The organism is Streptomyces sp. NPDC102467 (assembly GCF_044765445.1).
GTDB lineage: Bacteria > Actinomycetota > Actinomycetes > Streptomycetales > Streptomycetaceae > Streptomyces.
Genome location: NZ_JBIWKA010000010.1, coordinates 285,718 through 298,733, shown reverse-complemented (window position 1 = coordinate 298,733; position 13,016 = coordinate 285,718). Strand labels below are relative to the sequence as shown.

The 13,016-nt window shown below is 71.9% G+C and carries 9 protein-coding genes and 1 pseudogene; 5 read left to right on the top strand and 5 right to left on the bottom strand.

What is annotated here, in order from left to right; genetic code table 11:
* Nucleotides 1-339: 339 nt before the first annotated feature.
* Nucleotides 340-1,938, top strand: a complete 1,599-nt coding sequence (gene serA, locus ACIREE_RS22765; RefSeq protein ID WP_404154941.1) for a phosphoglycerate dehydrogenase — start codon at nt 340-342, stop codon at nt 1,936-1,938.
* Nucleotides 1,939-2,011: 73 nt separating this feature from the next.
* Here serA and ACIREE_RS22760 read toward each other — a convergent pair whose 3' ends face one another.
* Together ACIREE_RS22760 and ACIREE_RS22755 are read right to left on the bottom strand one after the other, a co-directional pair.
* Complete coding sequence (locus tag ACIREE_RS22760; protein WP_404154938.1) at nt 2,012-4,984, bottom strand: helix-turn-helix transcriptional regulator; 2,973 nt, start codon at nt 4,982-4,984, stop codon at nt 2,012-2,014.
* 75 nt (nt 4,985-5,059) lie between these two features.
* Complete coding sequence (locus ACIREE_RS22755) at nt 5,060-6,625, bottom strand: MFS transporter (protein WP_404154935.1); 1,566 nt, start codon at nt 6,623-6,625, stop codon at nt 5,060-5,062.
* Between the two features lie 83 nt (nt 6,626-6,708).
* On the opposite strand from ACIREE_RS22755, the gene ACIREE_RS22750 reads away from it, so the two are divergent.
* Together ACIREE_RS22750 and ACIREE_RS22745 are read left to right on the top strand one after the other, a co-directional pair.
* Nucleotides 6,709-7,290 (top strand): TetR/AcrR family transcriptional regulator, encoded by a 582-nt coding sequence (locus tag ACIREE_RS22750; RefSeq protein ID WP_404154932.1) that lies wholly within the window; start codon nt 6,709-6,711, stop codon nt 7,288-7,290.
* Between the two features lie 4 nt (nt 7,291-7,294).
* Nucleotides 7,295-7,654, top strand: a pseudogene (locus ACIREE_RS22745) (SMI1/KNR4 family protein); the annotation flags it as partial.
* Between the two features lie 513 nt (nt 7,655-8,167).
* Here ACIREE_RS22745 and ACIREE_RS22740 read toward each other — a convergent pair.
* The 3 genes from ACIREE_RS22740 to ACIREE_RS22730 form a co-directional block, all read right to left on the bottom strand.
* A complete protein-coding gene (locus ACIREE_RS22740) occupies nt 8,168-8,551 on the bottom strand; it encodes an NAD(P)H-binding protein (protein WP_404155179.1) in 384 nt (127 codons plus the stop codon).
* A gap of 50 nt (nt 8,552-8,601) precedes the next feature.
* The gene (locus ACIREE_RS22735; protein ID WP_404154929.1) at nt 8,602-8,760 is read right to left on the bottom strand and encodes a hypothetical protein; all 159 of its coding nucleotides are present in this window, start codon (nt 8,758-8,760) and stop codon (nt 8,602-8,604) included.
* 140 nt (nt 8,761-8,900) lie between these two features.
* On the bottom strand, nt 8,901-10,112 hold the full coding sequence (locus ACIREE_RS22730) for a PucR family transcriptional regulator (protein WP_404154926.1): 1,212 nt from the start codon (nt 10,110-10,112) through the stop codon (nt 8,901-8,903).
* Between the two features lie 195 nt (nt 10,113-10,307).
* Here ACIREE_RS22730 and ACIREE_RS22725 point away from each other — a divergent pair, with 195 nt between their 5' ends.
* On the top strand, nt 10,308-11,234 hold the full coding sequence (locus tag ACIREE_RS22725) for a proline dehydrogenase family protein (RefSeq protein ID WP_404154923.1): 927 nt from the start codon (nt 10,308-10,310) through the stop codon (nt 11,232-11,234).
* Nucleotides 11,235-11,319: 85 nt separating this feature from the next.
* Entirely contained in the window at nt 11,320-12,951 is a 1,632-nt protein-coding gene (gene pruA, locus ACIREE_RS22720) for an L-glutamate gamma-semialdehyde dehydrogenase (RefSeq protein WP_404155176.1), read from the top strand.
* Nucleotides 12,952-13,016 lie beyond the last annotated feature (65 nt).

Here is a 13,016-nt window from a genome sequence, read left to right as displayed (position 1 = left end):
AAACAACCACCCCCCCCCCCCCCCCCCCGCTGGACCCCCCCCACCCGCCCGGGGGGGCCCCCCCCCCCCCCCCCCCGGGGGGGGGGGGGCGGCCCCCCGCCCCCCCCCCCCCCCCCCCGCTCTCCATGGGTTCGCCCACATGGTTGTCCATGGTGTCCAGCCACGGACGAGTGATCCTTCCAGGGAGGCGCAAGACGGCCTCCCCGGCGCCACTACACTGCTGAACTAAATTCGCGTCGGGCCCACAGCGTCGTGCGTCTTCCACGCGGCCATGCACCCACCCTCCACCGCTTGCGGCCGTCGGGACGGCCGTCCGCATTGGGACTTGTGAGGACTCACGTGAGCACTGCCAACGGCAAACCCGTCGTACTCATCGCTGAAGAGCTGTCGCCCGCGACCGTCGACGCGCTGGGCCCGGACTTCGAGATCCGGCACTGCAACGGCGCGGACCGCGCCGAGCTGCTGCCCGCCATCGCCGATGTCGACGCGATCCTGATCCGCTCGGCCACCAAGGTCGACGCCGAGGCCGTCGCCGCCGCGAAGAAGCTGAAGGTCGTCGCACGAGCCGGCGTCGGCCTGGACAACGTGGACGTCTCCGCCGCCACCAAGGCCGGCGTGATGGTCGTCAACGCGCCGACGTCGAACATCGTGACCGCCGCCGAGCTGGCCTGCGGTCTCCTCATCGCCACCGCGCGCAACATCCCGCAGGGCAGCCAGGCCCTCAAGGCCGGCGAGTGGAAGCGCAGCAAGTACACGGGCGTCGAGCTCGCGGAGAAGACCCTCGGCGTCGTGGGCCTGGGCCGCATCGGTGCCCTCGTCGCCCAGCGCATGAGCGCGTTCGGCATGAAGGTCGTCGCCTACGACCCGTACGTGCAGCCCGCGCGCGCCGCGCAGATGGGTGTGAAGGTGCTCTCCCTCGACGAGCTGCTCGAGGTCTCCGACTTCATCACCGTCCACCTGCCCAAGACCCCCGAGACGATCGGCCTGATCGGCGACGACGCGCTGCACAAGGTCAAGCCTTCGGTGCGCATCGTGAACGCCGCGCGCGGCGGGATCGTCGACGAGGAGGCGCTGTACTCGGCGCTCAAGGAGGGCCGCGTCGCCGGCGCGGGCCTGGACGTGTACGCGAAGGAGCCCTGCACGGACTCCCCGCTGTTCCAGTTCGACCAGGTCGTCTGCACCCCGCACCTCGGCGCCTCGACCGACGAGGCGCAGGAGAAGGCGGGCATCGCCGTCGCCAAGTCGGTGCGCCTCGCGCTCGCCGGTGAGCTGGTCCCGGACGCGGTGAACGTCCAGGGCGGCGTCATCGCCGAGGACGTCAAGCCGGGCCTGCCGCTGGCCGAGCGCCTCGGCCGGATCTTCACCGCGCTCGCGGGCGAGGTCGCGGTCCGCCTCGACGTCGAGGTGTACGGCGAGATCACCCAGCACGACGTGAAGGTGCTCGAACTCTCCGCGCTGAAGGGCGTGTTCGAGGACGTCGTCGACGAGACGGTGTCCTACGTGAACGCTCCGCTGTTCGCGCAGGAGCGGGGCGTCGAGGTCCGGCTGACCACGAGCTCCGAGTCGCCCGACCACCGCAACGTGGTCACGGTGCGCGGCACCCTCAGCGACGGCCAGGAGGTCTCGGTCTCCGGTACGCTCGCCGGCCCCAAGCACCTGCAGAAGATCGTCGCCGTCGGCGAGTACGACGTGGACCTGGCGCTCGCCGACCACATGGTCGTCCTGCGCTACGAGGACCGTCCCGGCGTCGTCGGCACCGTGGGCCGCGTCCTCGGCGAGTCCGGGATCAACATCGGCGGCATGCAGGTCGCCCGCGCCGACGTGGGCGGCGAAGCCCTCGCCGTGCTGACCGTCGACGACTCGGTCCCGCAGAGCGTTCTCACCGAGGTCGCCGCGGAGATCGGCGCGACGTCGGCGCGCTCCGTCAACCTCGTCTGAGGTGCTTCTGTAGCAGTGCGAGGGCCGGGTCACCTACAGGTGGCCCGGCCCTCGCGCATGCGGCGGCAGGCTCTCAGCCGGGCGCGCTGGTCTCCGGCTCGATCAGGCCCTCGCGGTAGGCGATGCCGACGGCCTCGGTGCGGCTCGCGGCGCCCAGCTTGGCGAGGATGTTCGAGACGTGGACGCTCGCCGTCTTGCCGCTGATGAACAGCTCCTCGCCGATCTGACGGTTGGTACGTCCCCGGCCGAGCAGCCGCAGCACGTCGCTCTCCCGGGCGGTCAGGGCGGCGATCAGCCCGGCGGCCGGTGCGTCGGCGAGGCGGCCCCGCCGGATCAGGGCGTCCAGGGCCTCGCGCAGCGGCACGGCGCCGAGCAGCACCGCGGTGGACCGGGCCGCGCGTGCCTGCTCGGCGGCCTCCTCGCGGCGGTCGGCGGTGAGCAGGGCCTCCGCGAGCCGCCGCTGGCACCGGGCCAGCTCGTACGGCTCGCCGTAGCCGGACGCCGTCACGGCCCGCTTCCAGGCCTCGACGTCCGGGCCGGTGGCGGCACGCACTCCTTCGGCCTCGGCGCGGGCCAGCCAGGCCAGGCCCTCGGGCCCCTGCCGGGTGCCGTCCTCGCCGTGGGCCGCCGTGCTCCGGGCCAGTTCCACCAGCTCGGTGGCGATCTTCGCCCAGCGGGCGGCGCCTGCCGCATCGCCGGACAGACGGGCCTCCTCCGCCGCGTCCGCGACCGCTGCCAGGGTCAGCGCGGCGAGCCGCACCAAGGCGTCGGGCCGCTCGGAGCCGGCGCCCTCCACGAGCCGTTCCACGGAGGCCCGCATCCGGCGTACGCATTCCTCGGCGTCGCCGCGCAGCGCCGCCGCGTCGGTCAGCACGACGCTCGCGACGAGCGCCGCCATCCAGTCGGCCGGGCCGTCGATCAGCGCGCGGGCCCCGGCGACGGCCGCGTCGAACTCACCGCGGGCCAGGGCCACGTACAGCGCGGGCGCGGTGGTGAACCCGCCTGCGGCCGTGAGCAGTTGGGCGTCGGCGGCGGCCGCCCGGGTGCACTCGTCCCAGCGGCCGAGCGTGTAGAGGAGTACGGACTGCAGGTAGCGCAGTTCCAGGGAGTACGGCGAGGAGAGGAGCCCGGCGCGGCGGGCGCGGTCGAGGCCGTCGGCGATCCAGCCCAGGCACGCGTCCAGGGCGCCTGCCTCGTAACAGCCGATGGCGAGGTTGTAGAGAGCCCGCATCTCCACCGGGAGGTTTCCGGCTGTGCGGGCCAGCTCGCGGGCCCGCAGCAGCTGTTCCCTGCCCTGCGCCGTACGCCGGTTGTGCGCTTCCAGGCCGACCAGCGAGATCATCAAGTCGGCCTGGGCGTCGGCCAGTCGAAGCCGCTCGGCGATGGCGAGCGCCTGCCGGGCGACCCGCTCGGCGTCCTCGTCGCGCCCCACGTACCGCGCGGCCATGACATGGGTCGCGGCCGCCCACACCCAGGTGTACGAGGGCGGTTCGGCCGGGATCAGCGCGAGCGCCTCGCTGCTGTACGTGAACGCGGCCTCCAGGTTGTCGATCCGCATCAGGTTGCCCGCGAGGGTGTAGCGCACCCGGGCGGCGAGTTCGGAGTCGGCGTCCGAGCCGGCCCGCGCGAGCGCGGAGCGGGTGAGCTGGACCGCGCGATGGGGCTCGCCTGCGCGGGCGGCGGCGGCCGAGGCGCGCAGCGTGAGGGTGACCGTGTCGCTGTGCTCCGGGAGTGCGGACGCGTCGACCACGGCCCACAGTTCGAGTGCGGTCTCCAGGTGGCGCAGCTCTTCGGCGGGCGCGCGGACGCGCTGGGCGTGGTCGGCGGCTTCGAGGGAGGCGGCCAGCGCGTCGGCCAGGTCATGGCTCTCGCGCGAGTGATGGGCGCGCTCCGCCGCGTTCTTCTCCGAGCGGCCCGCTCCGGCGAGGAGCCGGGCGAAGACTCCGTGCAGCCGGACCCGCTCGCCGGGCAGCAGATCCGTGTACACGGCCTCGCGGGTGAGGGCGTGCCGGAACGAGTACGTGGCGTCGTCGCCCGGCAGCAGCAGCTGGCGCCCGACCGCTTCGCGCAGCGCCGACTCCAGCTCCTCCTCCGGCAGTTGTACGGCGTCCCGCAGCAGGTCGTGCCCGACCCGGCGGCCCGCGACGGCGGCCGTGCGCAGGACCTGCTGGGCGGTCTCGGTCAGCTGCTCGATCCGGATGAGCAGGACGTCCGCCAGGCCGCTGGGCATGGCGGGGGAGCCGGGGCTCTCGTCGCCGGGCAGCGCGGCGAGCAACTCCTCGGCGTAGAAGGCGTTTCCCTCGGCGCGGTCGACGATGTGGCGGACCGTGCTGTCGGGGACGGGCTCGGTGCGCTGCGCGCGGACGAGCCGGGCCACGTCCGCGTCGGGCAGCGGGCGCAGTTCGAGGCGGTCGACGGCGGGCAGCCTGACCAGCTCGGCGAGCAGCGGCCGCAGGGGGTGGCGGCGGTGCAGGTCGTCCGCGCGGTACGAGGCGAGGACCGCGAGGCGGTGGGGCGGGCCGCCGGGTGCGGGCCGCTGCAGGACGCCCCGGCTGAGCAGGAAGCGGAGCAGGTCGCGGGAGGACTGGTCGGCCCAGTGGAGGTCTTCGATGACCAGCAGGAGCGGGGCCAGGACGGTGAGGTCGGCGAGGAGTCCCGCGACGCCCTCGAAGAGCTGGAGGCGGCTGCCGGGGTCGGGCGCCGGCCCGCTTCCCGAGCCCCTGCCGAGCAGGCGGTCCACGGCGGGATGCCCGGCGAAGGCCGGGGCGAGCCGTTCGTCGTCGGCGGCCGCGCCGAGGATCTCCGTGAACGGGAGGTAGGGCAGGCCCACGTCCCCGAGGTCCACGCAGTGGCCGGTCAGGACGGTCGTGCCGGTGGCGGCGGCGTGTGCCGCGGCCTCGGTGAGCATGCGGGTCTTGCCGACGCCGGCGTCCCCGGCCAGCAGGACGGCGCGGGGGTCGCCGGCCGCGGCGCGCTCCAGCACGCCGGTGAGCCGGGCGAGTTCGTCCGCCCGGCCGATGAACGGCGTATCGAATGTCTGTGCCACGGGCTCATCCTGGCACGTTCCGTCGGGAACGCCCGTGGTCCGGGCCCCTGGTGAGCGGGGCCCGGCGGACGCGTGTCAGACCGTCGTCGCGTCGGAGACCGCCTGCTCGGGGGCGGCTGCCGTCGCGGGGTCGCGCACCGCCACTTTGCGCAGGGTCACCGCGGCGAGGACGGCGGCTGCCAGCAGCAGGACCGTTCCCGCGATCGCCGCCGCCTGCATGCCGTGGGTGAAGGCCTCCCGTGCGGCGGCCGTCAGGGCCCGGCCCGCGTCGCCCGGCAGCTGTCCGGCGACCGCGAGCGCGCCGCCCAGGGTCTCGTGGGCCGCGGCCGGGGCGCCGTCGGGGATGCCGTGGCGGTAGACCGCCGTGCCGATGGAGCCCAGGACCGCCATGCCGAGGGCGCCGCCGAACTCGGCGCCCGTCTCCAGGAGGGACGCGGCGGAGCCCGAGTGGGCGACCGGGACGGTGCCGAGCGCCAGGTCCATCATCTGGGACATCACGGTGACGATCCCGGAGGCGAGGACCCCGGCGCCGGCCAGGACGAGCCAGAGCGAGTCGGTGCCGGCGAAGGCCAGCAGGGCGTATCCGCAGGCACCGAGGGCGAAGCCGGCGGCGACGACATGGGCACGGTGCACGCCCTTCGCGACGAGTTGCGCCGAGACGGGCGCGGCCACCCCGACCAGGACCGTGGGGAGCAGCGCCCAGAGCGCGGCCGCCATGGAGCTCTTGCCGAGGACGGACTGGAGGTACTGCGTGGTGAAGAACGCCGAGCCCATCATCGCGAAGGAGGAGACGAGGTTCAGGACGACGGCGGGGGCGAATCCCCGGCCGCGGAACAGGGCGGGGGAGATCAGCGGCGACTTCGTGGTGCGCTGCCGGTGCACGAACAGGGCGGCGAAGAGCAGGCCCACGGTGATCGAGACGACGTAGCGCACGTTCCAGCCCTCGGACGGGATCTCCTTGATTCCGTAGATCACCGGCAGCACGCCCGCGAGCGACAGCGGCACGCTGAGCAGGTCGAAGCGGCCGGGCTCCGGGTTCCTGGACTCCGGCAGCAGGAAGGGGCCGAGGACCAGGAGCAGCACCATCGCGGGCAGGTTCACGAGGAAGACCGAGCCCCACCAGAAGTACTCGACGAGGACTCCGCTCATCACCGAACCGAGCGCGATGCCGCCGGTCATGACGCCCGACCACATGCCGATCGCCTTCGCGCGCTGGCCGGGGTCGGTGAACATCGTGCGAATGATCGCCATGGTGGACGGCATGAGGGTCGCGCCACCGACCCCGAGGAGCGCGCGGGCGGCGATGAGCGTCTCGGCGCTGTTCGCGTAGGCGGCCAGGACGGAGGCGGTGCCGAAGGCGGCGGCGCCGAGCAGGAGCAGCTTGCGGCGGCCGATCCGGTCGCCGAGCGAGCCCATCGTCATCAGCAGGCCCGCGAGCACGAACGCGTAGATGTCGAAGATCCACAGCTGCTGGGTGCCGCTCGGCGCCAGGTCCGCGCTGATCGCGGGGATCGCGAAGTAGAGGACCGAGACGTCCATCGAGACCAGCAGCAGCGGCAGCATCAGCACGCCGAGGGCGGTCCATTCACGGCGCCCCGCAAGGGAGTTGGGGGGCGCGGTGTCGTGCGTCGGGTTCGTCATGGCAGGAACTGTACGAGCGTCTTAAACACTTGTCTAGTACGGTCGTCTAAGACAAACGTCTGGATCCTGGGTAGGGTGAGGGCATGGGACATCGCGAGGATCTGCTCGAAGGCGCCAAGCGCTGCCTGCTGGAGAAGGGGTTCGTGCGCACGACGGCGCGCGACATCGTCAAGGAGTCGGGGACGAACCTGGCGTCCATCGGCTACCACTACGGCTCGAAGGACACGCTGCTCGCGCAGGCCTACGTGGCGCTCGCCGAGGGGGCGTCGGACGAATGGGGTGTACCGCAGGAACTGCCGGGCGCCGACGGCTCGTTGGAGCGTTTCCGCGCCGTCGTGGCGGGCATCACCGACAGCCTCGGCAAACCCGGCTCCATCTGGCATCTGAGCATCGAGCTCGTGACGATGGGGGACAAGCTCCCCGTCGTACGCGAGTACTTGGCGGCGGCTCAGCGCGAGGCGGGCCGCGGCTTCATCGGCATGATCATGGGCGGCGAGGAGCCGCCCGCGGACGACCCGAGCGTGGACACCCTCGGCAAGTTCTTCTCGGTACTGGTGCTGGGGCTGATCGCCCAGCACACCTTCGACGCGGAGTACTCCCCGAGCGCCGACGAACTCACCGAAGGCTTGCGGCAGTTGATGGCGTCCGCCCGGAAGGCGGAGTAGGCGCGTGCCCGAGAACCACGGCCCGGTGGACCGCCTGATCGAACGCCTGCCACCCCCGGCCGGAACCGTCGACGGGCAGGGGGACTGGGCCGCCGCGGAGCGGACGCTGGGTACCCGGCTGCCGGACGACTACAAACGGCTGGTGGAGACCTACGGCCGCGGCGACTTCTGGGACGAGCTGTGTCTGTGCACCCCGTTCGGCGACACCAACCCGGCCCGGCTCGCGGCGGACCTCGCCGAGGACTACGGCCCGCTGCGGGCGAGCGCGCCCGAGGACTACCCGTACCCCCTCTTTCCGGAGCCGGGCGGCCTGCTCGCCTGGGCGGTGACCGACAGCGGGGGACACGTGTGCTGGCTGACCGAGGGGGCGCCCGAGTTCTGGTCCGTGGTCGTGTGGTCGCGCGACGACGACTACGAGCACTTCCCCTGCGGAGCCGCCGAGTTCCTCGACGGATGGACCTCCCGCCGCCTCTCCAGCGAGATCCTCGACATCGAACCGGATCTTGCCCCGTGGTTCGACGCGGGCTCGCGCGAGACCACGTCTACGTCCGGCTCGGTGAAGGGGGTCCGCCCTACGCCGAGCGGCTGCGCGTCCTGCGCGACGCCCTCGGCCCCACGGCGGACCGCGGCTCCTACGAGTACAACGGTCACCGCCAGGACCACTTCGTTGGTAGCCGACGACGCCCTTGTCCTTCGCGAGCGCGATCAGCCCGGGGAGGAAGCCGGTACGGTCGGTCGTGCTGTGCAGGATGGTGGGAAACCGCACGATCGAAGAGCGCACTCCCCGCTCGGCGAGGCCGATCACGGCGAGTTCCACGACGTTACGAACGCGCGGGGTGCCCTTGTGCTCATCGCCGCTGGGAAGGGCTGGGTCATCCTAGGTGGCCGGTCGGCCCAAGCTCCCGAACAGCGGGGATGCCATGCTCCCCGCCGCGACCAGCGGCTTTCCGGTTCCTTCGAGTGCCTCGCCGTACGCGAGCACGATCGGAAGTTCCGCGGCGGCCACGGCGTCGATCCCGCCGGAGGGAAGCAGGTCCTGCCGGTTCGCGACGTGGACGACGCCGTCGGAGTCCGCGGCCGCCTCCTTGAGCCCGTCGAGATCCTCGAGGTCGCCGCGGCGCACCTTCGCGCCGAGCGCGGACAGCGCCGCCGCGGCCGTGGCCGATCGGGCCAGGCCGGTGACCTCGTGCCCGGCGGCGATGAGCTCGGGGACGATGTACGAACCGGAATGGCCGGTCCCGCCAGTGACGAGAACGCGCATGCTGCTGGTCCTTGTGATTGATGTGGGGCGAGAAGTGGTGGGGGGCGTGCTCAGGCGGAAGTGTTGACGCCGAGGGTGAAGTTGAAGCTCCCCGCGCCATGGCGGCCCAGGCCCATCATCACCAGGCCCGTTCCCTCCAGCCAGCGCGCCATTTCCAGGGCGCCGGTGTCCATCGGCCGCAGCCCGAGGCTCTTGATGAATGCCGACACCGGCGCCTTAAAATGTGGCAGCTTATGAGCGCTGCCGTTTCACGGAACGGTTGATCAGTCCGACTGACGGCAGCAGCGCCAACGGGGGGTACGCGGCCACCGTAATTCCGAAGGAATTGAAATGCGGAACCTAGAAGGACTCAGAGCCGCGCAGCCTTGAGCCCCATGTGCAGCAGCAGCCGGTCCTCGCCCTCGTCCAGGTCGAGGCCGGTGAGTTGTTCGACGCGGGAGAGGCGGTAGTAGAGGGTCTGGCGGTGGATGCCCAGGGCCGCGGCCGTGCGGCCCGCCTGGCCCGCGCAGTCGAGGAACACCTCGGCGGTGTGCGCGAGTTGGCGGTGCGCGGGGGCGAGCAGCGGGGTCACCGCCGGGTCGTGGGCGGCCTCCGCGGGCAGCGCCGTGAGCAGCCGGTACGGGCCGATCGCCGACCACTGGGTGTCCGGGCCGAGGCGCGGGTTGGCCAGGGCTGTGCGGGCCGCGGCCGTCGCCTCGTGCCAGGCGGCGGCGAGCTCGGCGAGATCCGTGCGGGGCGCGCCGATGCCCGCCGCCACCGCGTCCGAACCGGCCCGCGCCCGCAGCTTCGCCGCCGCCGTGAGCGCGGGGGTGAGCACCTCCGCCGAACGGAGCCGCACCAGCAGCGCCAGGCACTGGCCCGTCACACCCCAGGGCACCGTGCACAGCGCGTCGGCGGCGGGAAGCGTACGCACGGACGGGGCGTCGTCCGGTTCGGCATGGGGGTACCCCCTGCTCGAGCGCAGCCGAGAGCTTGGGGAAGGCCAGGGCGCGACGCAGACCACCGTGTGCAGCCCTTCCGCGCGGCTGCCGAGTGCCGTGCGCAGCGCGGCCACCGCCATGTCCCGCTGCCAGCCGCGCTCGGCGGTCAGGACGGAGTGGAACTCGCGGGTGAGGTCGGCGCCCGCCTGCGCCTCGTCCGCCAGCTGCGCGCCGATCCGCCCGGCCACCTCCATCGCCGCGTCCAGCTGGTCCCGGGTCGGCCCCGGGTCGTCGTCGAGCAGCCATACGTAACCGAGGACGATGCCCCGGTGCCGTACGGGAAGGCAGACACGGCCTCGGTAGACCCCGGCCTCCGGCGTCGCCGGGATGCGGACCGGTTCCGTGGCGCGGGCGATGCCGAAGCCCTCGAACCAGGCGCGAACGGCCGGCGTGGAGCCGCGCGTGAGGATCGAGCGGGTGCGGACCGGGTCGAGGGCCGAGGCGTCGAAGTCGGTGTCGGCGTCCCCGTCGCTGAGCTGCGCTCCGAAGGCGATCAGCCTGAAGTCACGATTCTCCAAGGTCGCGGGCGCGCCGAGCAGCGCCGAGATCTCGTCGACCAGTTCCTGGTAGTCGCCTTTCACCCCGCCATTCTCGCGCACCTCACGCGTCCCTTCCGTGTCTCTTCATACATGTGTCTGAGGTGGCGACCACAGATGCGTGACAGCTGTCGATGGCACAGCATCGGAGGGATCCATAGATTTCACGGTGGTTCCCCGTGCCGTTCCCGCTTTGCGGTGATTCGGCCTCTCCGTACTCATGCTCCATGGAGGTGCCCCGTGCTGGCTCCCCTGATCCTCGCCGCGTCGCGCAGCGACAAGATGCGTTCGTTCGTGTCGGCGGCGCCGGGCACCAAGCAGGTCGTCGACCGGTTCATCGCCGGTGAGAACGTCGACCAGGTCGTGCCGGTCATCCAGGACGCCACCGCGAAGGGCCTCGAAGTCACCCTCGACGTCGTCGGTGAGGACATCACCACCGTCGAGCAGTCGCACGCCGCCCGCGACGCCTACCTGGAGCTCATCGGCCGCCTCAAGGAGCTGGGCCTGGGCGCCAGGGCCGAGATGTCCGTGAAGCTGTCCATGTTCGGCCAGGCCCTGGAGGGCGGCCACGAGCTGGCCCTCGCCAACGTCCGCCAGGTCGTTATCGCCGCCGCCGCCATCGGCACCACGGTCACCCTGGACGCCGAGGACCACACCACCCTCGACTCGATGTTCGCCATCCACGAGGAGCTGCGGAAGGACTTCCCGCAGACGGGCTGTGTCATCCAGGCCTACCTCTTCCGCACCGAGGACGACGCCCGCCGCCTCGCCGCCGCCGGCAGCCGCGTCCGCATCGTGAAGGGCGCCTACAAGGAGCCCGCCGAGGTCGCGTACCAGGACAAGGCCGAGACCGACAAGGCGTACGTGCGGATCATGCGCGTCCTCATGGAGGGCTCCGGGTACCCGATGATCGGGTCCCACGACCCCCGCCTGATCTCCATCGCGCAGGAGCTCGCCAGGACCGCAGGGCGCAAGCTGGACGAGTACGAGTTCCAGATGCTGTACGGCATCCGCAGCGACGAGCACCTGCGGCTCGCCGCGGAAGGACACCGGATGCGTGTCTACACCGCGTACGGCACCGACTGGTACGGATACTTCATGCGCCGCCTCGCGGAGAAGCCGGCCAACCTGCTCTTCTTCGCCCGCTCGATCCTCACCAAGGGCTGAGCCACTTTCTTTCCGGCCCCCTCGCAGGCCCCCACTGCTTCCCGATAACTCCCCGACCCCCCGAAGGAGATACGGACCCATGACGCTGGACGCCGTGACCCAGGTCCCCGCCCCGGTCAATGAGCCGGTGCACGGCTACGCCCCCGGTTCGCCCGAGCGCGCCCGCCTGGAGGCCAAGCTCAAGGAGCTGGCCGACAACCCGATCGAGCTGACCTGCACCATCGGCGGCGTGCGTCGGATGGGCGGCGGCGAGCGCTTCGACGTCGTGCAGCCGCACAATCACAAGGCCGTCATCGGTACGTACGCCAACGCCACCGCGCAGGACGCCCAGGACGCGGTCGACGCCGCCCTGGCCGCCGCCCCGGCCTGGCGCGCGATGGCGTTCGACGACCGCGCCGCGATCATCCTGCGCGCCGCCGAGCTGCTCTCCACCACGTGGCGCGAGACGCTGGCCGCCTCGACCATGCTGGGCCAGTCGAAGACCGCGCAGCAGGCCGAGATCGACACTCCCTGCGAGCTCGTCGACTTCTGGCGCTTCAACGTCCACTACGCCCGCAACCTGCTCGCCGAGCAGCCGCCGGCCAACTCCACCGGCGTGTGGAACCGCATGGACCACCGCCCGCTGGAGGGCTTCGTCTACGCGATCACGCCGTTCAACTTCACGGCCATCGCGGGCAACCTGCCGACCGCCCCCGCCCTCATGGGCAACGTGGTGGTCTGGAAGCCGTCCCCGACGCAGACGCACGCTGCCGTCCTGCTCCTCAAGCTTCTGGAGGAGGCCGGTCTCCCCAAGGGCGTCATCAACCTGGTGACGGGTGACGGTCTCGCCGTCTCCGAGGTGGCCCTGAACCACCGCGACCTGGCCGGCATCCACTTCACCGGCTCGACCAAGACCTTCCAGCACCTGTGGAAGACGGTCGGCAACAACATCGAGAAGTACCGCACGTACCCGCGCCTCGTCGGCGAGACGGGCGGCAAGGACTTCGTCGTCGCCCACCCGAGCGCCGACCGTGCCGTCCTCAAGACGGCCCTGACCCGCGGTTCCTTCGAGTACCAGGGCCAGAAGTGCTCCGCGTCCTCGCGCGCCTACATCCCGGCGTCGATCTGGAACGACGGGTTCAAGGAGGAGTTCGCGGCCGAGGTCGACGGCATCACCATGGGTGACGTCACCGACCTGTCGAACTTCATCGGCGCCGTCATCGACGAGCGCTCCTTCGCCAAGAACAAGGCCGCGATCGACCGCGCGAAGTCGGACGACACCTGCACGATCGTCGCGGGCGGCACGTACGACGACTCCGTCGGCTACTTCGTGCGTCCGACGGTCGTCGAGTGCACGGACCCGGCCAACGAGGTCTTCACGACCGAGTACTTCGGTCCGTTCCTCGCCGTGCACGTCTATGAGGACGACCAGTACGACGCCATGCTGGAGCAGATGGAGTCGGCGTCGGACTACGCGCTGACCGGCTCGGTCATCGCCAACGACCGCGCCGCCGCGGCCCACACGATGGAGAAGCTCCGCTACGCCGCGGGCAACTTCTACATCAACGACAAGTCGACCGGCGCCGTCGTCGGCCAGCAGCCCTTCGGCGGCGGCCGCGCGTCCGGCACCAACGACAAGGCCGGCGCCCCGCAGAACCTGATGCGCTGGACGCTGACCCGCGCCATCAAGGAGACGCTGGTCCCGCCGACGGACTACCCGTACCCGCACATGGGCTGATGCCCGACCCGGTGGGCGCCGCCGCCCACCCCTGAGCGACCGCCCTCGGCCAATGGGCCCCACCC

Excerpts from the sequence above, each read along its gene's own strand:
- ACIREE_RS22755 (WP_404154935.1), bottom strand. The coding sequence starts at position 6,625 with ATGACGAACCCGACGCACGACACCGCGCCCCCCAACTCCCTTGCGGGG.
- ACIREE_RS22740 (WP_404155179.1), bottom strand. The coding sequence starts at position 8,551 with ATGCGCGTTCTCGTCACTGGCGGGACCGGCCATTCCGGTTCGTACATC.
- ACIREE_RS22750 (WP_404154932.1), top strand. The coding sequence starts at position 6,709 with ATGGGACATCGCGAGGATCTGCTCGAAGGCGCCAAGCGCTGCCTGCTG.